This window comes from Elusimicrobiales bacterium (genome assembly GCA_041651175.1).
Taxonomy (GTDB): domain Bacteria; phylum Elusimicrobiota; class Elusimicrobia; order Elusimicrobiales; family Elusimicrobiaceae; genus JAQTYB01.
The window spans coordinates 75,073-99,156 of record JBAZJT010000001.1; the positions used below are offsets into that span (position 1 = coordinate 75,073).

The 24,084-nt window shown below is 62.5% G+C and carries 21 protein-coding genes; 15 read left to right on the plus strand and 6 right to left on the minus strand.

The window, feature by feature from the left end:
* Positions 1-24 precede the first annotated feature (24 nt).
* Entirely contained in the window at positions 25-543 is a 519-nt protein-coding gene (locus tag WC421_00385; protein ID MFA5160681.1) for a hypothetical protein, read from the plus strand.
* On the opposite strand, the gene WC421_00390 is transcribed toward WC421_00385, so the two are convergent.
* The 5 genes from WC421_00390 to WC421_00410 all read right to left on the minus strand — a co-directional run bounded on the left by WC421_00390 (position 536) and on the right by WC421_00410 (position 6,890).
* Complete coding sequence (locus WC421_00390; protein ID MFA5160682.1) at positions 536-2,371, minus strand: hypothetical protein; 1,836 nt, start codon at positions 2,369-2,371, stop codon at positions 536-538. The genes WC421_00385 and WC421_00390 overlap by 8 nt on opposite strands.
* Positions 2,368-2,796, minus strand: a complete 429-nt coding sequence (locus WC421_00395) for a hypothetical protein (GenBank protein ID MFA5160683.1) — start codon at positions 2,794-2,796, stop codon at positions 2,368-2,370. The genes WC421_00390 and WC421_00395 overlap by 4 nt, the downstream gene beginning before the upstream one ends.
* Positions 2,796-3,425 carry a TatD family nuclease-associated radical SAM protein gene (locus WC421_00400; protein MFA5160684.1) on the minus strand — a complete coding sequence of 210 codons (630 nt, stop codon included), beginning with the start codon at positions 3,423-3,425 and terminating at the stop codon, positions 2,796-2,798. Before WC421_00400 ends, WC421_00395 begins: the two co-directional genes overlap by 1 nt.
* A 209-nt stretch (positions 3,426-3,634) precedes the next feature.
* Entirely contained in the window at positions 3,635-4,780 is a 1,146-nt protein-coding gene (locus WC421_00405; protein ID MFA5160685.1) for an FAD-binding oxidoreductase, read from the minus strand.
* Between the two features lies 1 nt (position 4,781).
* On the minus strand, positions 4,782-6,890 hold the full coding sequence (locus WC421_00410) for a 2Fe-2S iron-sulfur cluster-binding protein (protein MFA5160686.1): 2,109 nt from the start codon (positions 6,888-6,890) through the stop codon (positions 4,782-4,784).
* 177 nt (positions 6,891-7,067) lie between these two features.
* On the opposite strand from WC421_00410, the gene WC421_00415 reads away from it, so the two are divergent.
* The 14 genes from WC421_00415 to WC421_00480 all read left to right on the plus strand — a co-directional run bounded on the left by WC421_00415 (position 7,068) and on the right by WC421_00480 (position 22,728).
* On the plus strand, positions 7,068-8,189 hold the full coding sequence (locus tag WC421_00415) for an HD domain-containing phosphohydrolase (protein ID MFA5160687.1): 1,122 nt from the start codon (positions 7,068-7,070) through the stop codon (positions 8,187-8,189).
* A gap of 1 nt (position 8,190) precedes the next feature.
* Positions 8,191-8,886 (plus strand): 16S rRNA (cytidine(1402)-2'-O)-methyltransferase, encoded by a 696-nt coding sequence (gene rsmI / locus WC421_00420; GenBank protein ID MFA5160688.1) that lies wholly within the window; start codon positions 8,191-8,193, stop codon positions 8,884-8,886.
* Complete coding sequence (locus WC421_00425; protein MFA5160689.1) at positions 8,867-9,484, plus strand: L-threonylcarbamoyladenylate synthase; 618 nt, start codon at positions 8,867-8,869, stop codon at positions 9,482-9,484. Before rsmI ends, WC421_00425 begins: the two co-directional genes overlap by 20 nt.
* 22 nt (positions 9,485-9,506) lie before the next feature.
* Positions 9,507-10,757 carry a serine hydroxymethyltransferase gene (glyA, locus tag WC421_00430; GenBank protein MFA5160690.1) on the plus strand — a complete coding sequence of 417 codons (1,251 nt, stop codon included), beginning with the start codon at positions 9,507-9,509 and terminating at the stop codon, positions 10,755-10,757.
* Positions 10,754-11,611: an S-methyl-5'-thioadenosine phosphorylase gene (mtnP, locus tag WC421_00435; protein MFA5160691.1), complete on the plus strand. Its 858-nt coding sequence runs from the start codon at positions 10,754-10,756 to the stop codon at positions 11,609-11,611. Before glyA ends, mtnP begins: the two co-directional genes overlap by 4 nt.
* Position 11,612: 1 nt before the next feature.
* Positions 11,613-12,719: a 3-hydroxyacyl-CoA dehydrogenase family protein gene (locus WC421_00440; GenBank protein ID MFA5160692.1), complete on the plus strand. Its 1,107-nt coding sequence runs from the start codon at positions 11,613-11,615 to the stop codon at positions 12,717-12,719.
* 38 nt (positions 12,720-12,757) lie between these two features.
* A complete protein-coding gene (locus WC421_00445; protein MFA5160693.1) occupies positions 12,758-13,582 on the plus strand; it encodes a DUF1207 domain-containing protein in 825 nt (274 codons plus the stop codon).
* Positions 13,579-15,093 carry a hypothetical protein gene (locus WC421_00450; protein ID MFA5160694.1) on the plus strand — a complete coding sequence of 505 codons (1,515 nt, stop codon included), beginning with the start codon at positions 13,579-13,581 and terminating at the stop codon, positions 15,091-15,093. The genes WC421_00445 and WC421_00450 overlap by 4 nt, the downstream gene beginning before the upstream one ends.
* Before the next feature lie 272 nt (positions 15,094-15,365).
* A complete protein-coding gene (locus tag WC421_00455; GenBank protein MFA5160695.1) occupies positions 15,366-15,992 on the plus strand; it encodes a hypothetical protein in 627 nt (208 codons plus the stop codon).
* Positions 15,992-18,052, plus strand: a complete 2,061-nt coding sequence (locus WC421_00460) for a hypothetical protein (protein MFA5160696.1) — start codon at positions 15,992-15,994, stop codon at positions 18,050-18,052. The genes WC421_00455 and WC421_00460 overlap by 1 nt, the downstream gene beginning before the upstream one ends.
* A gap of 15 nt (positions 18,053-18,067) precedes the next feature.
* Entirely contained in the window at positions 18,068-19,645 is a 1,578-nt protein-coding gene (locus WC421_00465) for an AMP-binding protein (protein MFA5160697.1), read from the plus strand.
* A complete protein-coding gene (locus tag WC421_00470) occupies positions 19,642-21,126 on the plus strand; it encodes an HD domain-containing protein (GenBank protein ID MFA5160698.1) in 1,485 nt (494 codons plus the stop codon). The genes WC421_00465 and WC421_00470 overlap by 4 nt, the downstream gene beginning before the upstream one ends.
* A gap of 256 nt (positions 21,127-21,382) precedes the next feature.
* Entirely contained in the window at positions 21,383-21,829 is a 447-nt protein-coding gene (locus WC421_00475) for a nucleoside deaminase (GenBank protein MFA5160699.1), read from the plus strand.
* 110 nt (positions 21,830-21,939) lie between these two features.
* On the plus strand, positions 21,940-22,728 hold the full coding sequence (locus WC421_00480) for an undecaprenyl-diphosphate phosphatase (GenBank protein ID MFA5160700.1): 789 nt from the start codon (positions 21,940-21,942) through the stop codon (positions 22,726-22,728).
* Here the strand turns inward: WC421_00480 and WC421_00485 are convergent.
* Positions 22,662-24,041, minus strand: coding sequence for a HAMP domain-containing sensor histidine kinase (locus WC421_00485; GenBank protein ID MFA5160701.1), 1,380 nt, complete (start codon positions 24,039-24,041; stop codon positions 22,662-22,664). The genes WC421_00480 and WC421_00485 overlap by 67 nt on opposite strands.
* Positions 24,042-24,084: the final 43 nt, after the last annotated feature.

Below are 24,084 nucleotides of genomic sequence, written 5' to 3' on the forward strand. Positions count from 1 at the left end.
GCGGGAAATGGGACAATACGGTCTATGGAAAAAACATTCTCCCAGCTGGCGGCGGAGATGGAAAAACGCAACAGCGACATCAAATCGCTGACTAATGCGCTGAACGCGCTGGCGGGCCGCGCCGAAATAGTGGCCAAGCAGCAAAAACGCGGCATCACCGTGCGCGACGAACAATTTGAAACCGATTTCAGGGCGGCAGGGGTCAAAACACGGGAAACCGCCGCGCTGGTGGAAGATTTTTGGGGAGCCGCATCCGCTGCGGCGCGCCGCGGCTGCGGCGCGGGCCGGGACTGCGACGAGCTGGGCGCGCGGGAGCTTGCCTCGGCCCTGCGCCAGAGCGGGCATGCCGTGTCCGGACTGGCGTCCGCTTTTCAGTACCTGCAAAACCGGTCCGCCGGGATTACCATGCGGCTGAACTGGCTGGAAATGGAAACCGGCACGGAAACGCTGTCCCGCCTGTGCCCTAAAATGGCGGTGGCGGCGAGGGAACTGTCCAAACTCTCCGACAGGGCCAGCCTTTCCGAGCGGACACGGCTCACCTGAATTTAGCCGGCAGCCTCAGAAAATAAAAGGTGTTGCCCAGCCGGTCCAGCGACATGTAATCGGCCACCGGGCCGCCGGACGGGTTGGCCAGCGGTTTTGGCTGCGCGCCGGACTCCCGGTCCAGCGGCATCGTCAGAATCAAATACCCCCATCGTGACGGAGTGCCGGGCAGCGCCGTGCGCGGGATTTCAGCCAGCATGTCGCCGCCGGGCAGCAGCGCGGTGTCGTATTCTCCGATTTTGGAAGGCCCCTGCGGCGTGGCCTGGTACAGCCGCGCCTTGCCGGAGGCGATGACCACGGCGAATTCCCACGCATCCTCCGCGGAGGCGCGGAACTGGCGCCCCTCCAGCAGATTGACCGAACCGAACCCCGGCCTGTGGTTGAGGTCTATGTAAATATCGGCCAGCAGCAGCGGCAGCAGTTCCCGGCGGGCAGCGTCGTCGGCGCGGGAGGTCTTGATTCTGAAATCCACTGAATCCGAAGTCCACCGGACAAGCACGGCGTCCGGGTTGAAAACGCCGTTTTGCGCCGGCGTAAGCGCGGCCTGGCCGGTGGCGCCGGCGGCCAGAGGGAAACCCGGCGGCAGGACGGCCCGCTTTTCCGGGTTCTGGACAAGCAGCATTCCGTCTCCCTCGGTGATGACGGCATTGCCGCCGCCCGCGGGACTGGAGACGGTTTCGGCCTCCGGCTCTCCGGAGGGCGACTCGGAATCCGACAGGGGCCGCACCAGCGAGGGCGGCATGGGCCGCTCTATCACCCGGTAGACGTTTTCAAGCATGGTTTTGAACTGGTTTTCGGCCTCGTCGGCATCGTCGGGGTCGGGGCCGGCCAGGCGCAGCAGGCGCGCGCCGGTGTCCAGCTCCGCCATAAGGGCGGAGGCCTGTTTTAGCGCCGGGGCTTTTGCCTGGCTGGCGCTGCGGTATATGCTGCACGCCTTGCGCGCCGCGCCAAGGTTGAGCAGCGCGCCCGACTGGCGCGGATTGGCGGCCCAGGGGCTGTAATCGCCGCTCCAGGGCGGCGGGAAATACGCCGCCCCGCCCGTTGACTGCGCCACGGTCGTAGAAGGCGCAACCGCCAGCGCCGCGCTTACCGTCATGTATTTCAGACCGCGCGGGGACAGCGCCAGGTTCCGCAGCGCGCCGCGCAGCGCGGAGGCTGTTGCGGTGTCTACCAGCGTCTCGTCTATGGCGGCAAAAACGGGGGCGGCGGAAACCGCAGCCGAGGCAAGCAGCAGTTCTAACGCGGCGGTGTCCCTGGCGGTTTCAAAAGAGACCAGCTTCACGCCGCTGGATTCCAGCACGGCAAATTCCTGACTTGCGCCGCGCCCGCAGGCCAGCCATTTCAGCCCGTAGGTCGCGGCCAGCGGCACGAAATCCGGGGTGAGGCCGCCTCCGGCGGGCGTCCAGCCCTCCGGCGGCTGCTTGTGGATTTTTTTGTAACCCTCCAGCCCCAGATACAGGGAATAGGCCGCCTCGTCCATCCTGTCTGCCCAGAGGCTGTAGCCGCCCTTGCCCTGCCAGTTTACGTATGCGCTGGACGGCGAAAACAAAAGCGGCAGGACGGGGTCGCCCGCCATGCGCAGCGGCAGTTCCAGCCTGCCGGAGGCGGAGAGGGCGCGCATTTTCTCGCGCTCCGCGGCGGGGACGGAGGCCGCCGGAACCGCGACGGTCAGGCCAAAGCCGGAATTCCCGCCCATGGAGTCCATGACTTCCTGGCGGGGCGCGTCCGGGGCCGGCAGCCACAAAAGCGCGACGGAACCCTTCCCCCCGTCCGCGCCGCAAAGCCGGGCGGATAAAATCAGCAGAAACGCTGCTAAAAATCTTTTCATTTTAGAACCGAGACCTCCCTTCCCTCAAACACCGCCCTGCCGTGCGCGGCGGGGTCGCGCAGCGGCGCGCCCGCGACGATGAATTCGTATCTGGACGCGCCCGCGGGAACCGCGGCCAGCGCGGCCCATTCCCCTGGTTTTTCCTGTTTCATGGGGTCCGAACCGCCGTCCCAGCCGTTGAAATCGCCGCGGACGAAAACGGATTTGACGCCCTTTTTTTTAAGCGTGAAGCGGACGAATTTTATCTCCGCCGCGCGCGGCCTGTTTTTTTGCTGCGGCGAAAAAGACACCTGCGCCCCGCCGCTCCACTGCGACAGAAAGCTGAAATATGCCCCGCACGCATCCACAAACACCGCCGACGGCACGGCCACCGCCGCCAGCAGCGCTGCGGCAAAGGCGATGTAAAGGGTTTTCTTCTCCGGCATCAGGAACTCTCGTATTTTTCCAGATAGGGCCGCGCGCGCAGCTTTGCGCCCAGTTTTTCCGCCAGCGCGCGGGCTGCGGGCAGGTCCACCCCCGGCATGTCAACCACGGTAACCACCGTCTCCGGCACATGCCGGACGCAGGAGCGGATGAATTCAAGCACGGCTGCAAACCCGTCCCGGCGGTACTGCGGCAGCGGGCGCACCAGCTTTTCCCACTGCGAGGGATCCGCGCTGTTGAGGCTGATATTGACGGAATCTATCGCGCCCTCAAACATGGCGGGCGCGTCTTTTCCCCACACCAGCCCCGCAAGGCCCACGGTGTTGAGGCGGATTTTATGGCCGGACTGTTTCAAGGCGCGGGCGGCGGACACCAGCTCGTCAAGACGCATTGTCGGCTCGCCGTAGCCGCAGAAGACTATCTCGGGCGCGGGGGCGTCCTTTTCAAGTTCAACGACACGCGCCAGCACCTCCGGCACGGACGGCTCTCCGCCGCGCAGGTCCAGGTCGTGTCCGCGGAAGGCCATGCCCCATTTCCGTTTTATGCAGAAAACGCAGTCGTTGGGGCAGCGGTTGGTGAGATTTACATAAAGCGCGCTGCCGTAACGGTAAACTATCTCGCCCTGTCGCATGTGATTATTTTAGCAATTACAGAAACATCTCCTTAACCTGAAAATTTCAGTTGGCGCGAGGACCGAGGCGAAAAAGCGCAAAATAATGCCGAACAAAATTATCCGCGCGTGCCCTACTGCACGAAAGGATAATTTTGTGAAGGCAGTATGAAGCGATTTTTCGCCGAATCCCGCGACCAACTGAAACTTTCAGGTTAATAAAGACCGGGCTACTTGAATTGCTCCATGCCCCTGAAGCTGCGCGAGAGGGAGAAGCCTTTTAGGATTTCCCTGTCCTCCGCCGGCAAATCGCCGGACGCCATTTTCGCCACCAGTTCGCCTATGCCCGGCCCCAACATGAACCCCTGCCCGCACATCCCGGCGGCGAGAATAAGCCCTTCGGGGTTTGCGAAATCCACTATCGGGAACCCGTCGGGTGTCATGGGATACATCCCGCGCCAGCACCGGCGCACTTTTATTGAGGCCAGCCGGGGGAGCAGCCTTATCATCCGCCGCGCCACCGCCGGCAGGAATTCGGAGGTGGCCGCCCTGTCCGCGCCCCATTTGGGCGGCTCCGGCGTGAGGCAGAACACTATCTGGCCCTCCGCGTTCTGGTAGAAATAGGAATTCTTGGAGCCGTCGCCCGCGCGGATGTCCACAATCATCGGCTCAAACATCCGGGCGGCCGGCTCGGTGATGGCGGCCTCGTGCATATCGGAGGTTACCGGCAAATCCAGCCGGACCATGGCGCAGATTTCGCGCGCGTTGATTCCGGCGGCGTTGACCACGCGCGGGGCGTGGTATTTCCCCTTTGAAGTGGAGACGCCCCGGACTTTGCCTTTTTCGGTTATTATGCCGGAGACCGCCTCGCCGTATCGGAATTCAACGCCCAGCTGCCCGGCGCGGCGGCGGAACGCGGTTGTCGCAAGAAGCGTGGAGGCGCTGCCGTCGTCCGGGGAATAGACGCCGCCGCGCAGATTCTCGCGGCTTATGCCGGGAACCAGCCCGGCGCACTCGTCCGCGGAAATCCAGTCTATGTTGAGGCCGAAACTTTTTTGCGTCGCCAGGGTCCGGCGCATCAGGCGCTCGTCGCTGTCCTGATAGGCGGGGAAAAAGTAGCCGCCCTTGCGCCAGCCGATATCGTCGCCGTGTTTTTCCTTCCATTGCGAGAATATATCCAGGCTGCGCAGGCAGGTTTTAATTTTTGCGCCGTCGGAATGCGTGGCCCGCACCCCGCCTATGGCCGCCTTGTTCTGCCCCTGCCCCGACGAGGCCAGGCAGTCCAGCACCAGCGTCTTCATTTTTCTTTCCGCCAGCGCGACCGCAGCCGGCACGCCTATGCTGCCGGAACCGATGACAATGACATCGTAATTCATATCAGAACCTGCCTCCCGCATCGCCGCCGCAGGGGGCGGCTTTCGCGTCGCAAAACGCGCCCAGCGGCACTTCCATCTCCAGCGGGCGGCGGGTGTTATGTGTTATCTCACCCGAAGGGACGCCCTCGGCCCTGAACAGCGAATCTATAAGCGGCCTGCATGTCTTGCCGCCGCAGGAACCCATGAAGCAGCGGGTGGCGGCCTTAAGCGCGTTGAAATCCCGCGCGCCCTCCCTTATAAGTTTGCGAATCTGCCCCAGCGTAACCCGCTCGCAGCGGCAGATGATGGTATCGTCCCCCGCCTGCGCCGCGGACGCGCCGGCAAGCGGCGAATCCTTTTCCCAGTCGTAGAGCTTTATCCCCGCCGCTTTCAGCGCGGCGGCCTTTTCCAGCTTGACGCCGATGATGGCGGTTGACTGCGCCTTCAGCGGGCGGATTTCGGTTATCTCCGCGCCGGCTATCTCGCGGCCCTCGCCGTCGGTTACGCGCACAAAGCGCCCGGGCTTGAGCTCCGGCGCATCCAGCTCGCAGGCCATATATACGGTCGGGTACTGCTCGTCCCGGCGGCAGTCGACCACCGTTACCGCAAGACCGGGGCAGATGGCGGCGCAGCGCAGGCAGCCTATGCACTCGCCTTCAAAATACGGCAGCGCGGTTATATCCTCGCCGCGCAGCTTTATCGCGTTTTTCGGGCAGACGGAGACGCACGGGTTGCACGGTATTTCCTGCCGGCAGTGGAACACGGGAAAAACGCCGGCGGCGCGCGCGGGCGGAGAGGCCTCGCAGGTTTTGCCGGGGCGGCTTTTGAGGATATTGAGTTTTTCCGTCCACTGCGGCGGCGGCCCGTCCTGGCAAAGTCCCAGGCTGCGCGCCATTTTAAGTCCCGCTATTTTCCCGCTGAAAATGGCGGCGGAGGCTTCGGCAATCTCCTCGGTGTCGCCGGCGGCGAAGACATTCATCCCGAAGTCCCTGGCCTGATGATAAAGCTCGTCGCACGGGTTGAGGCCCACGGCCACCAGCAGCGCGTCCGCCGCGAAAGTTTTTTCCGTTCCCGGCAGGGGCTTGAATTTATCGTCAACGGCGGCGATGGTTACCGATTCCAGCCTGTCCGCGCCGCGAGCCGCAAGCACCGTGTGCGACACGAACACGGGAACGCCCAGCCGCCGTATCTTGTCGGCATGGACCTTGTAGCCGCTGATTTGCGGCAGCGCCTCCACAAGGCCCGCCACCGCTATGCCGGCCTGTATGGCGTGGTAGGCGGCGATAAGCCCCACATTGCCGCCGCCCATTATGAAAATCCGTTTGCAGGGCAGCACCAGGTCGCGGTTTACCAGCGTCTGGAAAGCGCCCGCGCCGTAAACCCCGGGCAGCGTGCAGCCGGAAAAAGGCAGCGTCTTCTCTCTCGCGCCGGCGGCCACCAGCAGCGCGCGCGGCTTGACCAGATTATAACGCCCCTCGCGCAGCACGCCGGCCCGCCTGTCCGAAAACACCGCGGCGGCAAAGGAATTGGTCCACGCCTGCACGGAGGGGTAATGGCCCAGTTCCGCTTCCAGCTTTGCGGCAATGTCTATGCCGCGCGTGCCGGCGCGGCAATCCTCCACCGAGCCGAAAAATTTATGGGTTTGCAGCACCAGCTTGCCGCCCAGCTTCGCCTTGTCGTCGGCAATAATGACCTGCGCGCCCAGCTTGCCCAGCTCTACGGCGGCGGCAAGCCCGGCTGGGCCGCCGCCGATAATAAGCGCGTCCGGCTCGTGAAGCGGGATTTCGCCGAAAACCCGCTCCCCCGCCTCTCCGGCAATCTCCGGCAGTCCGCGGATGGAGCGCACCTCCATCCCCTGCCGCACCGGGGTAACGCAGGACTTGACGGCAATCCCGTCCGCCATCACCGCGCATTGCGCGCACTGGCCGTTGGCGCAGAAAATCCCCTGCGGCGAGTTGTCTTTGTGATGCCGCGAGAATATGTGGATGCCGTTGGCGGCCAGCGCGGAGGAGACAGGCTCGCCCTCTGCGGCTTCCAGCGTTTTGCCGTCAAATGTGAAAGCAACCGCCGCGCGGCGCGGAACCGCCAGCACGGGATGTTTTTTTATTCTGTTTGCAGTCGGTGTGTGCATAGATTGGGGTTTGCTCCCGAGCAGGCCCTGAAATCTCCGTATTCCGTGGCAACGGCTTCCGGCACGGGCGAATGTGGCCCGCCTTCCGCTTGATTTTACATCTTTTTGAAAGGAGAGCGCTTTTATGTTATCCTACATGTGATTTTACTTTGCGGGCGAAATGGAGAGGCTGCCGCTATGAACATACCCGCCCCCGACGGCGACAGGCGCGCGCTGGACGCGCTGCTTGAAGGACTAATGAATATACACGCTACCGACCTCGCTGCGGGGACCGGCGGCGTGGCCGTGCTTTGCCAGACCGCGCTTGACAGCGCCTGCGAGCTTACGGGCTCCAAGCGCGGCTCGCTGATGCTTTTTGACGATATTTCCTGCGAACTGAAAATAACCGCCTCGCGCGGCATCGCGCCGTCGGTGGCGCAGACGCTGCGCCTCAAACCCGGCGAGGGCGCCGCGGGCCTGGCTTTTGAAACGGGGGAGAGCATCATCATCCGCGAGCCCAAAAAGCACCCCGCCTATATCGGTTATTGCGGCAGGTCGGACCAGAAGGAGCCTATCGTCTCCCTGCCCATAAGAACGCGCAACAAGGTGTTCGGCGTGATGAACCTGCACCTGCCGCCCGGCCCGCTGCCGGACGGGGACTGCCGCATTCGGCTGCTGTGCGTGCTGGCGGGCAAGACGGCGGCATCGCTTGAAAACATGCATCTCAACGATTCGCTTCAGAATTTCTACATAGAGATGGTGGAGACTCTTGCCCGCGTCATAGACGCCAAGGATTCCTACACCCACGACCATGCAGGGCGCGCCCGGCGCAAGGCCCGGCGCATCGCGCAGGAGCTGCGCCTTGCCCCCTCGGCGATACGCCATGTGGAATACGCCGCGCTGCTGCACGACATAGGCAAAATCGGCGTCAGCGAGGTGGTACTGCGCAAGCCCGGCAAGCTCACCGCCGCCGAGTTTGACGAGATACGCCGCCACCCCGTCATCGGCTGGCAGATACTTTCGCCGGTTACATTCCTCTCGCAGGTGTCGCAGATGGTGCTGTATCATCAGGAGCATTTTGACGGGCGCGGCTACCCGGAGGGGCTGGCCGGCAAGGCCATCCCGCTGGGCGCGCGCATAGTTTCCGCCATAGACGCCTGGGACGCCATGGTTTCCGACCGGCCCTACCGCAGGGCCATGAGCCGCGAGGACGCCGTCAAGGAAATGCGCCGCTGCAGCGGCGCGCAGTTCGACCCGGATGTGGTCAAAACCTTCCTTCATCTGGAAAATACCGAGTGGCGGGACCAGCCGCCGGCCTGACATGCCTGCCGTCCTGCGGATAACCGCCACCCCGCTGGGCAATCTGGAAGACATCAGCCCCCGCTGCGCCCGCGTCCTGCGCGAAGCCGAAATAGTCTTCTGCGAAGACACCCGCCGCACGCTGGCGTTGCTGCGGCATCTGGGCTCTCCCGCCCGCGTCCTGCGCTATAACGAGAACGACGATAATTCCGTCAGCCGCTGCGCCGCGCTGGCGGCCCGGCATGAGAACACCGCGCTGGTCTGCGACGGCGGCACCCCCTGCGTCAGCGACCCCGGCTGGAAGCTGGCGGCCCGCTTCCTGGCAGAAGGCGGCAAGGTGGAAAGCGTCCCCGGCCCGTGCGCGGCTGCCGCCGCTTTTTCGGCGTCGGGGTTTCCGTCGGGAGCTTTCGTTTTCCTGGGGTTCATGCCGCGCAAAAAGTCAAAGATGGAAAAAATGCTGCGCGCCGCCGCCGCACTGGGCAGGCCGCTTATAATCTACGAATCGCCCTTCAGAGTAAAGGACACGCTGGAGGCCGTAATCTCCGCGCTGGGCGCGCGGACGCGGGTCGCCCTCGCGCGCGAGATGACCAAACTGCACGAGGAATGGCTGCGCGGCCCGGCGGAAGACGTGCTTAAGGAGCTTTCCTCCCGCGATAAAATCCTCGGAGAAATAACGCTCATAGCCCTGCCCCCCCGCGATGAAGACGCTGATATTTGACTGTTCCCTCCCGCTGGAGCGGGAAATGCCGCGCGTCTGCGCCGCTATGCGCGCCGGCGCGCTGGCCTTGCTGCCCACGGACACGGTTTACGGACTGTGCGCCTGCGCTTGCGACGAGCACGCCATCGCGCGCATAATCGCGCTCAAGGGCAGGCCGGACGGCAAGCCGCTGCCGCTGTTTGTGCATTCCATGGACGAGGCCAAACAGCTTGTCCGCTGGCCGCCGCAGGCCGAAAAACTGGCCCGCGCCTTCTGGCCCGGCGCGCTGACGCTGGTGCTTAAAACCCGTCCCGGCGCGCCGCTTGCGCCCGCCTATGCCAAAACCGCCGGCATCAGGGTTCCGAACCACGATTTTCTGCTGCGCTGGCTCAAGCTCTGCCGCCTGCCGCTGGCGCAGACCAGCGCGAATGTGTCCGGCCAGCCCGCGGCGCGGAGCGCGAAAGACGCCATCGCCCTTTTTTACGGAAAAGTGGATTTCATTTTCGCCGGCGGCGACGCCCCCGGAACCGAATCCACGGTGGCGGACCTGACCGGCCCCTCCCCCCGGATACTGCGCGAGGGCGCGATTCGGGAGCCGGAATTGCGCGGGAAATTGTAGAATAACGGGCAAGGAGAATTATATGCACGATACCTTGAAAAAGACGGACGCGGAAGTATACAACGCCGTGCGCGGCGAGACGCTGCGCCAGCAGGACAAGCTGGAGCTTATCGCCTCGGAAAACTACACCTCCGTTTCCGTGCTGGAGGCGCAGGGGTCCGTGCTTACCAACAAATACGCCGAGGGTTATCCCGGCAAACGCTATTACGGCGGCTGCGAACATGTGGATGTCGCGGAGCGGCTGGCCATAGACAGGGCGAAAAAACTTTTCGGCGCGGAACACGCCAACGTGCAGCCGCACAGCGGCACCCAGGCCAATATAACGGCATACCTTTCCCTTATAAATCCGGGCGACACGGTGCTGGGGCTTAACCTGTCGCACGGCGGGCATTTGTCGCACGGACATCCGCTGAATTTCTCCGGGCGGTATTTCAAAATCGCCACCATGAACGTAAACCGCGACACCGAGCTTATAGACTACGACGAGGCCGAAAAGCTGGTGGAAAAAGAGCGTCCCCGGCTCATCATGGCGGGCGCGTCCAACTATTCCCGCGTCTGGGACTGGGCGCGGCTCAAGAAAATGGCCGACGACTGGAAGGCCTTCCTTGTAACCGACATCGCCCATTACGCGGGGCTGATTGCGGCGGGGCTCTACCCCTCCCCGGTGGGCGCGGCGGATATTGTAACCACCACCACGCACAAGACGCTGCGCGGGCCGCGCGGCGGGCTGGTGCTGTGCAAAACCGCCTATGCCAAATCGGTTGACCGCACCAATTTCCCCGGCAACCAGGGCGGGCCGCTGATGCATGTAATCGCGGGCAAGGCCGTCTGCTTCGGCGAGGCGCTTAAGCCGGAATTCAAAACCTACCAGTCGCAGGTGCTGGCCAATGCCCGCCGGCTGGCAAAGGAAATGCAGGACAGGGGCTACCGCATAGTGGCCGGCGGGACGGACTGCCACCTGTTCTCGCTGGACCTGCGCGTAAAAAATATCACCGGCAAGGACGCCGAGCATACGCTGGACGCGGCGGGCATCACCGTCAACAAAAACACCATTCCCTACGACCCGCAGCCGCCCATGGTGGCCAGCGGCGTGCGCATAGGCACGCCCGCAATAACCACCCGCGGCATGAAGGAAAACGACATGGCCGCCGTGGCCGAATTCATAAACGACGCGCTGGAGGCCAAAGGCGATTCCGCCACGCTGGCCGCCATAGCGGAAAAGGTTACGGCGTTTTGCAGAAAATTCCCGGTATATGCGGGGTTTGAGCGATGAAAAAAAACGCCGCCAAAGTCGCCGTCATAGGCGGCAGCGGGCTTTACGGGATGGAGGGCCTTTCCCGCGCGCGCGCGGTGAAAGTGAAGACTCCTTTCGGCTCCCCGTCCGACGAGATAGTGCTTGGCGATATCGGCGGCGTTTCCGTCGCCTTCCTGCCCCGGCACGCGCGCGGGCACAAGCTGCTGCCGTCCGAAATCCCGCAGCGCGCAAATATCTGGGCGCTTAAATCGCTGGGCGTGGAATCGGTAATCGGCGTGAGCGCCGTGGGCTCGCTTAAGGAAAAACTCAAGCCCCGCCATTTCGTGTTCCCGGACCAGTTGGTGGACCGCACCAGTGGCCGCGTCTCCACCTTCTTCGGGGACGGGATGGTGGCGCATATCTCTTTTGCCGAGCCGTTCTGCAACTGCCTTTCCCGGCTGCTTTACGCAAAGGCGCGCGCGCTTGGCATACCGTCCCATTCCGGCGGGACGCTGGTGTGCATGGAGGGGCCGCAGTTTTCCACCAGGGCCGAATCCGGGTATCACCGCAAAATGGGCTATTCCGTGATAGGCATGACCTCCGCTACCGAGGCGAAACTGGCGCGCGAGGCACAGTTGTGCTATGCCTGCGTCTCGCTGGTTACCGATTATGATGCGTGGAAAACCGGCGAGGAGGTCAGCGGAGACATGGTGGTGCAGACGATGCTCCATAACGTCGCCGCGGTGAAGCGGCTGATAGCCGCCGCCGTTCCGGCCATGGCCACCGCCGCTCCGGGCTGCCGTTGCCGCCATGCGCTCAAAGACGCCGTGTTTACCGACCGGCGGCTTGTTCCGGCCCGCGTTCTGGCGCGGCTGAAAATGCTGGGGATATGATATGCCGCTTGAAGCCGCCGCTATAATAGGTTCCGGCAGCGAGGCCGTCTCGCTGGCGCGGATACTGGCGCTAAAAGGCGTTCAGGTCCGTGTTTTTGACGTGTTCAAAAACGATCTGCGAATTGCGCTGGCGCGCATTGAATGGACGCTGCGGCGCGACGGCAGGCCGGAGCTGATTGCCGGCATAGAGCCGGTGCAGGAGCCGGACAAGCTCGCCGGCGCGGATATCGTGATAGAAACTGCCGGCGTGCAGGCCGGCGACCGGGCCGATTTCCTGGCCAAAGCCGCCCAGTCCGCCGGCGAGAACTGCGTTTTCGCCGTCAGATGCGGGGCGGAGCCTGTAACCCCCTTTGTAGCCGGGCTGCCCGCGCCGGGGCGGTTTGCCGGGCTGCGGATTCATCCGCCTTCCGGCGGCGGCAGGCTGGCGGAGGTCGCCCGCCTTGAAACCACGGGCGACGCCGCGCTTAAAACCTGCCGCGAGCTGGCCACCTCGCTGGAAGCCTCCTGCGTTATCGCCCATGATTTGCCCGGAGTGATAGTGGAGCGGCTGCGCCGCCCTTTCATTCTGGCGGCGCTGGCGCTGCTGGAGAGCGGCAAGGGTTTTGCGCGCGATATAGACGAGGCGGTGCGCAGGGGCGGCGGGCTGCCGCAGGGGCCTTTTGAGATGGCCGACGATATCGGCCTGGACGTGGACGTGCTGGCGGGCGAGACTATTCACCGCCTTCTGGGCGCGCCGCAGCGGCTGGCGCCGTCGGCGCTGGAAAGCCGGCTGGCCCAGCACGGGCATCTGGGCAAACGCTCCACCGCGGGGTTCTATCTCTACGACTACGGTGAAATCATCGGCGAAAACCCAGCCCTTGCCGACCTTACCCCGTATCTGGGGATAAGCCCGGCCCGGCCCGAAGACGTGTTCGCCTCGGTGATGGAAAAGGTGTGCGCGGAGGCGAAGCTGCTGGCCTCTGAATCCATGGTGTCCGAGTTTGACATGGAAACCGCTGTCAAAACCGCTTTCGGCTGGCCCAAGGGCCCGCTGGATTTCGCGCGCGAACTGGAGGCCAAACCCGCCAGCCGGCCCCCGAAGCAGGACCAGTGGGGCGATGCGCTATGACGGCCCCGCGTTCCGGCGCAGCCGGCGGATGCCGTTGTTTGTCCGCAATTTTCAGGGTTGCGAAAGTCCTTGCAATCCTGTGCTGCCTTGCGCCGCTGGCGGCGCGGACGGGCCGCGCGGCGGAGCTGGGCTGGCTTCCCCCCGGCAGGATTTTCCAGCCGCTTGAGGCGGACCCGACATACCCCGCATTCTCGGCCAGATATTCCGCCGCCGCGCGCGAGGGCTGGCGCGCCCAGGCCAATATGGGAGGCGAGTTCGCCATAGCGGGGCTGGAGACGGAAAACGGCTCCTCCCCGCGGCTGGGCATAGCGGGGGGCGTGGCGGCGCGCTTTGACGTCTCCCGTGTCACCAACGATTTTGAAATAGCCGATTTCACGCTTGCCTTCCCGCTGGACTGGCGCGCCGGTCCGGTTGCGCTGCGCGCCATGTACTGGCACACAAGCTCGCACATCGGGGACGATTACATCATAAGCAACGCGCTTTCCCCCTCGCAGCTTTCAAAGCATGTTACAGACGACTTGCGGCTGCTGGCCTCCGTCAATCCGGCGCGGTTTCTGCGGATATACGGCGGCGGCGGCTGGGCGCTGAACCAGATACCCCATGTGCAGAAACGCTGGCGCGCCCAGTTCGGGGCCGAGGCGCGCACGCAGGGGAAAAACTCGCTTTTCGCGGCTTTTGATTTGCAGTCATTGCAAAGTAACGGCTGGAACCCGTCTTTCAACGCGCGGGCCGGCGCGCGCCGGGCGGGGAAGGACACCGCGGTTTCGGCCTTCTGCGAATTTTCTTCCGGGCGGCTGCCGTACCTGGGGTTTTCCACGCTGAGCCAGACCATCTGGTCGCTGGGCCTGGGCTTTGAGTTGTGAGCGCACGCGGTTTCGCAGCCGCCTCCTGCCTGCTGATTGCCTCGCTTGCCGTGTATCTGCCTTCGGTAAGGAGCGGCTTTGTCAACTGGGACGACCCGCAGTACGTAACCGGCAACGGGGCGGAATTGTCTGCGCCGCTGCTGTCCGAATTCGCCGCGCCGTCGCACGGCTATTATCATCCGCTTACCATACTCTCGTACAAAATTGATTACCGGCTGGGCGGGACAAATCCGGCGGTTTACCATTTGACAAACACGCTGCTGCACACGGTTAACACGCTGCTGCTTTGCGCGCTTTGCGCGGAACTGGGGGCGGCCCCTTTCGCCGCTTTCTGCGCCGCGCTTGTTTTCTGCGTCCATCCGCTGCTTAGCGAGCCTGTTTTGTGGGTGTCGGGCCGCAAGGATTTGCTGCTTTGCTTTTTCGGGCTGCTGTCGCTGTTTTCCTATCTGCGGCTGTGGAGCCGCCCTCGGGCGCGCATTATCCTGGCCAGCGTGTTTGCCGCGCTGGCCATGCTGGCCAAGCCGACGGGGGCGGCCATTCCGCTTATGCTGCTGGCCGTTGATTATTACAAAGGCCGCGAAATTTCCCGGCGCGTCCTTGCGGAAAAGCTGCCCGCGCTGGCTTTCGGCGGAGCCGTGCTGCTGGCCTCGCTTTCCACGGGCGGGCCGCTGATAAAGATTGAGCCGTACAAATACGGAGCGGGGCTTCATGCGCTCTCCGGCCTGAACAACTTGTGGTTTTATTACCGGCATATCGCCGTTCCGGCGGCTTTGTCGCCGGATTATCCCTACGGTTTCGTTCTGGGCGCGAAAAATCTGTTTCTGCTGCCGGCGGCGGCTGCGGGGATTTCCGCGGCGATTGTGTTTTCCGGCAGGGCCGGCGTTTTGGGCGGCGGGATATTCCTGCTGGGGCTGCTGCCGGTAATCACCCGCCCGGAGATGGCCCCGGCGGACCGGTACGTATATTTTCCCGCCTGCGGGCTGGCCCTGTGGCTGGCATTGCTGCTGTCCCGCGCGCCGGACCGCAGCCGGCGGCTGGCGTATGCGCTGGCGCTGTGCTGCGCCGCCGCCTTCGCCCCCCAGGCGGCAATGCGGCGCATTATCTGGCGCGGCGGAGAAAGCCTGTGGAAGGACGCCTGCCTCAAATACCCCTGCGCCGAGCATACCTGCGTAAATTATGTTGACGCGCTTGCAAGAGCGTCGCGTCAGCGTGAGGCGATAGCGGTATATGAGAATATCCTGTCCCGCGGCTGCGCGCTGTCGGGTAAGGCGAAAAACAATCTGGCCTATAACGCTGCGCTGGCCATGGGGCTGGACGGCAGGCTGGACGAGGCCGAAGCCGCGCTGAAAACAATCTCGCCGGATTTTGAGGAATATCACCAGGCGCTCAACAATTTCGGCATGATAGAGCTTGGACGCGGAAACAAGGCCGCCGCCCGGCGGTATTTTGAATCCGCGCTGAAGCTCAAGCCGGACTATTCCGTGGCGCGCGGCAACCTGAAAAAAGTTTGACAGCCCTTCCGGCATTGCCTACAATGCAACTGATGAGTCCACGCGCCTGAAAAGGCGCAATGCGACTTAAAACCTGAAAGTTTCAGTTGGTGCGAGGACCGAGGCGAAAAAGCGCGAGATAATGCCGAACAAAATTATCCGCGCGTGCTTCACAGCACGAAAGGATAATTTTGTGAAGGCAGTATGAAGCGATTTTTCGCCGAATCCCGCAGCCAACTGAAACTTTCAGGTTAGAACCTGATATCTCGCAATTCGGCAGTTCGCCCGGTAAAATGAAAAAACTACTGGCGGCGGCGGTTCTTGCGGTAACGGTTGAAGTTCACGGCGCATGCGCGCCAGACTCAATAGAGCATTACAAGGCGTTCCCTTTTCCGGCAGCGGCGCTGCCGGCGGAACCGGCGGCGGACATCCCGGAGCCGGAGCAGCCCGCCGCCCCGCCGGAAGACGTAAACGGCCCGGAGGGCAGGCCCGTTTCGCCGAAACCGGACATCACCCCCGGCAAGCTATGCTCGCCGGAGGATACGGATTTTGACGGGCATAGATACCCGGAGCGGATAGCGCATTGCGCGCGGAATGTCCCCTATTCCATGAAAGTGAAAGTGGCGCGGGACTACGGCGTCAGGCAAAGCGACTGGGGCAACTACGAGTTTGACCATCTCCTCCCGCTGGCGATAGGCGGCAACAGCGCGGCTGAAAATCTGTGGCCCCAGCCGCGCGGCGAGGAGGAAAGCGGCGGGAAAGACAAGCTGGAGCAGCAGCTTTATATTCAGCTTTCAAAAGGGGAAATAACCCAGAAGGAAGCCGTGAAAAGGATTTACGACTGGTTCAAAGATTATGTCGAGAAAACGCAGCATCCCGCCCAATTCAAACAAATGCTGAAAACGAGGTTGATGCTGTAGTGAATCAAGACAACAAAAACCGTTTGCGCGGCGCGGCATGGCTGGCCGGGCTGATTCTGCTTGTCGCGGCATTCTACCTGATTCTGGAGCATTTTTCCCCCTATTATTTTCTTGAGGACGACAACCGGGACTGTACGCTGCCGATGTTTGTCCATTACTTCCGCGGACTGGCGGCTGGCGGGCCGGCCTTTTTCAATTTTCATCAGTATCTGGGCAACCCCAGCATAGCCGCAAGCCCCGTTTTTTACCCGCCGCTGTACGCCAGCGTCTGGCTGAGCAGGATGTTTTCCGGCGATGTGATGTGGAGCATGGACATATTCGCCTTCCTCCATGCCGCGCTGGCGGCCTGCGGGATGTATCTGTTCGCGCGCCGCATGGGCGCGGAGCGCGCCGTTTCGTTCTGGGCCGGGGCGCTCTGGGCGATGAACGGCTTTGTGATGTTTGTGGCGCCGTCGTGGTGGATAGCGCTGCCGGTTTTCGCCTGGGCGGGCTGGCTGCATTTTCTGCTGCTGCGGCTTATGGACAAGCCTTCCCTTGGCAATGCCGTCATGCTGGCCGGGGCGCGGCTGATTTTGTTTTACAGCGGCTATCCGCAGTATGTGGCTTACGAATTCATTCTGGAATCGGTTTTCGCGCTTGCGCTGCTTTACGGGCGGAGCGGGACGGCGCTGCCGGACGCGGCGCCGGGACGGGTTTGGGAGTTTGCCCGGGCTTTCGCGTTCAGCGCGGCGCTGGCCGCCGTCTGCGCGCTGCCGCTGGCGCTGCCGACGCTGCATCAGATGTCGCTTTCCCGCGACAGGGGGCAGCCGTTCTCCTACGGCGAGCTGGCATGGCTCAAATACAGGGCTGACATGTGGCTGTGGGGGCTGGTATGGCCTTTTACGGATACCCGCGCCATAAAAACGCATTTCATATACGAACGTTTCGCAAGGGCGGGGTTTGCCTCCTGGGTCATACCCTATACGGCGCATATAAGCTATGTCGCCCAAGCCGCGCTGATTCTTCTGGCCGCGCGCTGGCGGCAGGCGCGCGGAAACCCGCTTGTGACGGCGCTGGCCGTATGCGCCGCGCTGTCGCTGCTGTGGGGCGCGGGCGCGCTGAACTGGCTTGTGTATTTCACGCCGCTGCTGAACCGGCTGAGATGGACTTTCAAGATGGGGATTTTCGTCAATTTCTACCTGATAGCGCTGGCCGCATGGGGAATGAGGGGGGGGTTGGGGAAACGCTCCGGCTGGATATTCGCGCTGGCCATGGCGCTGACTCTGGCGGATATGGGCGCGATGTATGCCCGCAATTTCCAGCACAGCTTCATAACCCACGACGTCCCAAACCCGATAACCGAGCCGCTGCGGGACAAACTGTCCTCCGGCAGGCTGTTTTCGCTGGGCTATGTCGCGGGCCGGGATTCGGACCCCGGCGGCATTGTGTTCAATTATGCGACGCTGTGGGGGCTGTATCATTTCGCGGGCTATGACGCCTTTGTGCTGAAGGCCAATTACGACGCCGCGCAGAAGCTGACCTACCTCTCCTCTTATTGTGGAGTGATTCATCCCAATACCATCGCCTATTTCAGGCGGTGGGGGGTGAACAGATATGTAATCAAAAAAAGTTCTGCGGCAAGATACGGGCCCGTGCTGTCCGGCTACGGCCTCTCGCAGGAATTTGAGGATTCCCGCCGCGTGATTTACAGCGACCCCAAGGCCATGCCTATGCTGTTCCGGGAGGAAAGCGGCGCGCCGCTGGAGTTCAGAATACTGCCCAACAGGCTTGAGTTTGACGCGGCATCGCCTTCCGGCGGCGCGGTGATTGCCAATTTCCTGCATAACGGATTTTTCAGGGCGGAGATAGACGGCAGGGATTGCGGCCCCGCCGGAGAGAACAAGCACCATCAGCTCCGGCTTGTGCTTGCCCCGGGGCGGCATCATGCCGCGTTTGTCTACCGCAACGAATGGTTTTACAGAGGGATTTACCTGGCCCTGGCCGGCGCGGCGCTGTTATTTCTTTTTGCATTCATCGCAGTGCGCCGGTTTCGCAATAGCGCCTCCGGCAAATTTGTATAATATTTTGTCCGACTTATGAGGGAAATCACCACACTGTACCAGGCGCTTCTTCACAGGGCGACGCTTTCGCCGGATTCCGAGGCGCTTATAGAGGAAAACCGCCGCTGGACCTATCATGAGCTGCTGATGGCCTCGGACCGCGCGGCGGATATGTTCTGGCAGCTCGGCCTCCGCAAAGGCGACAAGGCCGCCATTGTCCTGCGCAACTGCGCGGAATTCCTGATAGCCCAGTTCGCGCTGGCCAGAATTGGCGCGGCGTCCGTGCCGGTGAATTTCATGATAACCCGCCGCGGCGAAATTGAATTTATCCTTAAAGACAGCGGCGCGAAAGCGGCGGTAACCTCCTCGGAATTCGCGGCGCCGTATCTTGAACTGGCGGGCGCTGCGGGGGAATTCTGCCATGTGCTGGCCATAGACTCGCCGCCGCGCCACGCGCTGGATTTCTGGCACAAGGTGAAAACCGCGCCCCATCACCACGACATCAACCGGCTTGAGGTCCTGCCGGACGACACGGCAACCCTGCTCTACACCTCCGGCACCACGGGACATCCCAAGGGCGTCATTCTGACGCATAAAAATCTGCTCAGCAACACCCGCTCCGCAGCGCATACCTTTCATGTGGACAAAACCGACGTTTTCCTTTGCCTGCTGCCGCTGTTCCACACCTTCGCGTTCACGGTTACCGCGCTGATTCCGCTGCTTACCGGAGGCAAAACCGTGATAACGCCGCGCATAGCCCCGGCCAAGCCCTGGCTTTACACGATGGGAAGGGAAGGCGTGTCCATAATGGTGGGCGTGCCGCAGATATTTTCGGTTATCGCCAAAGAGGCCAGGGGCCTGGCCAGGCTCTACATGCAGCATTGGGCTTTCCGGCGGGTGCGCTGCTGCTTTTCCGGCGCGGCGCCTTTAAGCGCGGCGGTGCACAAACATTTTGAAGACACACTGGGCATAAGCCTGTTTGAAGGCTACGGGCTTACGGAAACGGCCCCCATAGTCTCCGCCAACCATCCGCACGGGAGAAAGCGCGGCTCGGTCGGCAGGCCGGTGCCGGGCGTGCAGGTGAAAATCGTTGACGAGGCGGAACGGACTCTTCCCCATGACCGCGAGGGCGAAATCTGCGTGCGCGGCCCCAACGTGACGCGCGGCTACCACGGCAACCGGCAGGCGACAAAAGAAATGCTCACCGCGGACGGCTGGTTCAAAACCGGCGACATCGGCCTGCTGGACGGCGAGGGTTTCCTTTTCATCCGCGACCGCAAGAAGGACATGATAATAGTCAAAGGCCTAAAGGTCTACCCCGCGCAGGTGGAGGCCGTGGCGCACGAGCATCCCGCCGTGGCGGAGGCCGCCGTAATCGGCGTGCCGGACGAGTACGGCGAGGAGCTTATCAAGTGCTTTGTCACCATAAAGCCCGGCGCGCCGGCGGACAAGCACGACATACTGAAATTCCTGCGCTCCCGGCTGGACCCCTACAAACGCCCGCGCGACGTGGAAATTCTGGAAGCCATGCCAAAAAACACGCTTAACAAAATCCTAAAGCGCGACCTGCGCCGCCGCGAGGCGGAAAAGCTGAACTCGTTCGGAGCCGCATGAAACCGGAAGCCGCAATCTCCGGGCTGGGCGGCTGCTGGCTGGTGGGCGGCGCGGTGCGCGACGCGGAGATGGGGCGCGTCTCGCCGGATATAGATATCGCCGTTCCCGCGGGGCGCGCGCGCAAAGCGGCGCAGTCGCTGGCGAAATCGCTTTGCGGAAGCTGTTTTCCGCTGGACGAGGAAACCGGCGTCTACCGCGTGGCCGGGCGCAAGCCGTACCCGCTGCAAATAGACGTGTCGGATTTCCAGGGCGCCGATATAGAGGCCGACCTGCGCCGCCGGGATTTCACAATCAACGCCGCCGCGTATCCGGCCCGCGCGCCGTTTTCGCTGGCCCCGGCGGAAGGCGGCATACGGATAACCGGCCTTGACCCCGCCGCCGTGCTGGACCCGCTGGGCGCGCGGGCCGATATAAAAAAACGGCTTGTAAACGCGACCGGCCCGGATATTTTAAAAGACGACCCCCTCAGGCTGCTGCGCGCCTTCCGCGCGGCGGCGGAACTGGATTTTTCAATAGCCCCGAAAACGGTTGCCATGATAAAGCGGGAGCATAAACTAGTCTCCCGCTCCGCCGGAGAGCGGATACGGGACGAACTGTTGCGGCTGCTGGCGGCCAAAGGCGCAAAAAAACGGCTGGAGCAGATGGACAAGGCCGGCCTGCTGGCGGCGGTTTTCCCGGAACTGGAAGCCCAGCGCAAATGCGCCGTCGTTTATTACGGCAAAGGCGGCGTCCTCAGGCACACTCTGGCTGTTGTTGACCGCGCGGAATACCTGCTGGAGAACGCGGGCGCGGTTTTCCCGGAATTCCGGCTCCCCGCCGACGCCGCGCTTCTCAAGCTAACCGCCCTGCTGCACGACATAGCCAAGCCCGCCACCGCAAAAATGATAGGCGGCAGGCTCCGGTTTTTCCTGCACGAGGAAAAAGGCGCCCGCATAGCCGAAGAGGTTTTGCGCCGTCTTAAATTCAGCAACGCGCATACCCGGCTTGTCTGCGCCGCCATATCCGGGCATTTACGGCCCGGGCATCTGGCCTCCAACGCGGAAATAACAGACCGCGCGGTCTACCGCTTCTTCCGCGATTCGGGGGAGGCGGCCCTGACGCTGCTGATGTTGTGCTGGGCGGATTATGCGGCCTATCTGTCTTACCCCGCGCTGGAAAAGCTGCTGCCGCAGTCGTCGCAAACGCCGCCGCCGCTGGCGCGCAAAATGCCGCGCACCGGCCCGCGCAAAACCCTGCGGCATTTGCAGCTTGTCTATCACATGCTGCGGCTCTATTTCACCCAGCCGCAGAAAATAGCGCCGCAGAAAATCATAGACGGCAATACGGTTATGAAGACGCTGGGCATAGGCCCCGGCAGGGCGGTGGGCCGCGCGCTGGAGGAGTTAAGCCTCGCCCAGGTGGACGGCAAGGTCAAAACCATAAAAGACGCGCTGGAATTCATCAAAAAACTAAATCCCGCGGAGCTATTGCCTCCTGTATGAGTAATGTCCTATGCGGCGGTCCGCAACAGAGCCTTGCGCTAGGCGTGGACGCGCAGGCGTGCCGTGAACACTCCAAGCGGCCACAACGACGCGCAAGGCCCTGTTGCGGACCGCCCCTCAGGGGTTGGCCGCATTCGCGGTTGATGCGGCGTCGCCGTGCGCTTGCATACGGACAGTATCGCCGCGCGCATGTCTCCTTGCCTGAACCGCGACTGCGGCCAACCGCATGGGACAGTACTTATACAGGAGGCAATATATGAAAAAACACCTTAAATTCATGAAAGAGGCAATCAAAGAGGCGCGCAAAGGCCTGCGCGAGGGGGGCATCCCCATAGGCGCGGTGCTGGTCAAGGGCGGCAGGATAATAGGGCGCGGGCATAACCGCCGCGTCCAGAAAAAATCCGCCATTCTGCACGCCGAGATGGACTGCCTTGAAAACGCGGGCCGGCTGCCGGCGAAAGACTATAAGAAATGCGCGATTTATTCCACGCTTTCGCCCTGCGACATGTGCACCGGCGCCATACTGCTCTACAAAATCCCGACCGTGGTGATAGGCGAGAACAAAACCTTCAAAGGCCCCGAAGCCTGGTCAAAAAAGCGCGGCGTCAGGCTGATAAACCTGGACCTGCCGGAGTGCAGGGACATTATGGCCGGTTTCATCCGGGAAAAGCCGCAGCTCTGGAACGAGGATATAGGAAAATAGGCCGGTCCCGGCGGGTATGCAAGGAAAATTCCGCGCAGAAATGTCCCGCCAGCCACCGCCGCATTCCGCAATCCAACTGCGGAGAATGGGCTTATTCTGGAGGAAGTCTGATGATAAAAGCCGTCGTGCTGGGGCTGGTGCAGGGGTTCGGGGAATTCCTGCCCATATCAAGTTCGGCCCATCTGGCGCTTGTGCCGGATATTTTCCACTGGCAGTATCAGGGACTCGCCTACGACGTGATGCTGCATCTGGGCACTCTGATAGCGCTGCTTATATATTTCCGCAAGGACTGGGCCGTGATAATATCGCGCGGCCTGCAAGCCCCGCGCTCGCCCGAAGGCGGGACGCTGTGGCTGCTGGCGGCGGGAACCGTTCCCGCCGCGATAGCCGGGCTGCTGCTGGAAAAAAAGGCCGAAATGGCGTTCCGCGCGCCCTGGCTTATCGCCGTCATGCTGATGATATTTGCGGTTATCCTATACCTGGCGGACAGGAGGGCATCGGAGGGCGGCAAATCCGCTCTTTCGCTTAAAACCGCGCTTGTCATCGGCTCGGCGCAGGCGCTGGCGCTGGCGCCGGGAGTTTCTCGCTCCGGCATTACCATAACGGCGGCGTTGCTGCTGGGGTTTTCGCGCGCCGAGGCGGCGCGGATTTCATTTTTGTTCTCGGTTCCGGTGCTGGCCGGGGCGGCGGTTCTGCAGTTGCGGCACATCACGCCCGCGATGCTGGACGGCGCCTTCGCGGCGGCGTTTGCCGCCTCGCTTGCAGGCGGCTGGCTGGCGGTCAGTTTTCTGATGGGGTTTCTGCGCAGGCACAGCCTGAGGCCGTTTGTGTATTACAGATTGGGGCTGGGCGCGCTGATTTTGCTGCTGTCCTGGCGCGGCTGGTTCTCCGCGGGCTGAGCGCACGCCGCCGCAAGCGGCAGCCGCACCGTAACCCGCGCGCCGCCCAGCAGCCGGTTTGACAGGGCAAGCGAGCCGCCATGCCTCTCCGCTATCTCCTTGCAGACCACAAGCCCCAGCCCCGTGCCGCCGGAGGCGGCCCTGCCGGTAACAAACGGTTTGGGCCCCTCGGCCAGCAACTGGGCGGGAAAACCGGGGCCGCTGTCGTCAAAAACCACTTCCGCGATATGCTTATCCGGCTGGCAGGAGGAGGAAACCTTCACGCTGCCGCCGTTTTTGAGAACGTTTTTTGAATTCATCAGCAGGTTCAGGAACAGCCGCTGCAAATGTATCCTGCTGCCGCGCACCCGCGCGGAACGCGCGTCCAGGACGCGGACAAACTCCGTATTGGAGGCCGACAGTATCGGCTCCGCTATCGCGATGGCGGATTCCAGCGGCTCGCCCAGGTCAAGACTTTCAAACTTGTATTCCTCCCCTTTGGCCACATGCATGGCGCTGGAGAGTATGTCGCGGCAAAGGACGGCGGCGTCCAGTATGCGTCTTATGTCCGCTTTTGAGGGGGTTTCCTCCTGGGCAAGCAGCAGCCGCGCGCTGCCCAGAATGACCGTAACCGGCGTTCCCAGGTCGTGCACCACGCCGGAGGCGCGCCTGCCCATCTCCACCATGTCCATGTTTTTCACGGTTTCCAGATTCTGCTGGGCTACCTCGTAGGAAAGCTGGTCCAGCTTCTCGCGCTCCGAATCCAGGGCATGTTCGGCCCTGTCGCGCTCCGAGGCCAGGCTGTGCATCAGGAAAGCGCCCAAAAACATCAGTGCGATTTTGCTGGCCAGCTCAAACGCCACATCTGAATCCCAGGTGCTGAAAGAGCCGGAGTAGAAAGACGCCGCGCCCGCCGCGGCCAGGAAAACCGTCATCGCCAGCTGCCTGACGGACATCAGTATCGCCGCCGTGAAAATAGGCAGCAGATACAGCACCCACAGGTAGGAATGCAGCCCGCCGGAATAGCGCACCAGCCCGGTTATGCAGACGCAGTTCCACACAACCATCGCGTCCACCATCCAGTAGTAGAGCCGGTATTTGGTGAGGATGTAATTGGTGGCGATATTGGACACCAGAAAAGCCGCAAACACATACGCCGCCTGCGGATAGACGAGCAGGTCGCTGTCCCGCCAGACAATGGCGGCAAGCAGCAGAAACAACACGAATATCGTCTGATGAACGCTGGAAAGCCCGCGCTTCTGCGGGCGGTAAGATTTGCCGTAGAAGTATTCCGCAAAAGCTGAAAGCCTGATTCTGGCGGTGCGCGGTCCCATAAGCGAAATCATAGCAAGCCTTGACACTAAAACGCAAACCTGC

Excerpts from the sequence above, each read along its gene's own strand:
- WC421_00385 (MFA5160681.1), top strand. The coding sequence starts at position 25 with ATGGAAAAAACATTCTCCCAGCTGGCGGCGGAGATGGAAAAACGCAAC.
- WC421_00405 (MFA5160685.1), bottom strand. The coding sequence starts at position 4,780 with ATGAATTACGATGTCATTGTCATCGGTTCCGGCAGCATAGGCGTGCCG.
- WC421_00455 (MFA5160695.1), top strand. The coding sequence starts at position 15,366 with ATGAAAAAACTACTGGCGGCGGCGGTTCTTGCGGTAACGGTTGAAGTT.
- WC421_00470 (MFA5160698.1), top strand. The coding sequence starts at position 19,642 with ATGAAACCGGAAGCCGCAATCTCCGGGCTGGGCGGCTGCTGGCTGGTG.
- WC421_00410 (MFA5160686.1), bottom strand. The coding sequence starts at position 6,890 with ATGCACACACCGACTGCAAACAGAATAAAAAAACATCCCGTGCTGGCG.
- WC421_00480 (MFA5160700.1), top strand. The coding sequence starts at position 21,940 with ATGATAAAAGCCGTCGTGCTGGGGCTGGTGCAGGGGTTCGGGGAATTC.
- WC421_00395 (MFA5160683.1), bottom strand. The coding sequence starts at position 2,796 with ATGCCGGAGAAGAAAACCCTTTACATCGCCTTTGCCGCAGCGCTGCTG.
- WC421_00390 (MFA5160682.1), bottom strand. The coding sequence starts at position 2,371 with ATGAAAAGATTTTTAGCAGCGTTTCTGCTGATTTTATCCGCCCGGCTT.
- WC421_00475 (MFA5160699.1), top strand. The coding sequence starts at position 21,383 with ATGAAAAAACACCTTAAATTCATGAAAGAGGCAATCAAAGAGGCGCGC.
- glyA (MFA5160690.1), top strand. The coding sequence starts at position 9,507 with ATGCACGATACCTTGAAAAAGACGGACGCGGAAGTATACAACGCCGTG.
- WC421_00465 (MFA5160697.1), top strand. The coding sequence starts at position 18,068 with ATGAGGGAAATCACCACACTGTACCAGGCGCTTCTTCACAGGGCGACG.
- WC421_00400 (MFA5160684.1), bottom strand. The coding sequence starts at position 3,425 with ATGCGACAGGGCGAGATAGTTTACCGTTACGGCAGCGCGCTTTATGTA.
- mtnP (MFA5160691.1), top strand. The coding sequence starts at position 10,754 with ATGAAAAAAAACGCCGCCAAAGTCGCCGTCATAGGCGGCAGCGGGCTT.
- WC421_00425 (MFA5160689.1), top strand. The coding sequence starts at position 8,867 with ATGAAGACGCTGATATTTGACTGTTCCCTCCCGCTGGAGCGGGAAATG.
- WC421_00485 (MFA5160701.1), bottom strand. The coding sequence starts at position 24,041 with ATGGGACCGCGCACCGCCAGAATCAGGCTTTCAGCTTTTGCGGAATAC.
- rsmI (MFA5160688.1), top strand. The coding sequence starts at position 8,191 with ATGCCTGCCGTCCTGCGGATAACCGCCACCCCGCTGGGCAATCTGGAA.
- WC421_00415 (MFA5160687.1), top strand. The coding sequence starts at position 7,068 with ATGAACATACCCGCCCCCGACGGCGACAGGCGCGCGCTGGACGCGCTG.
- WC421_00440 (MFA5160692.1), top strand. The coding sequence starts at position 11,613 with ATGCCGCTTGAAGCCGCCGCTATAATAGGTTCCGGCAGCGAGGCCGTC.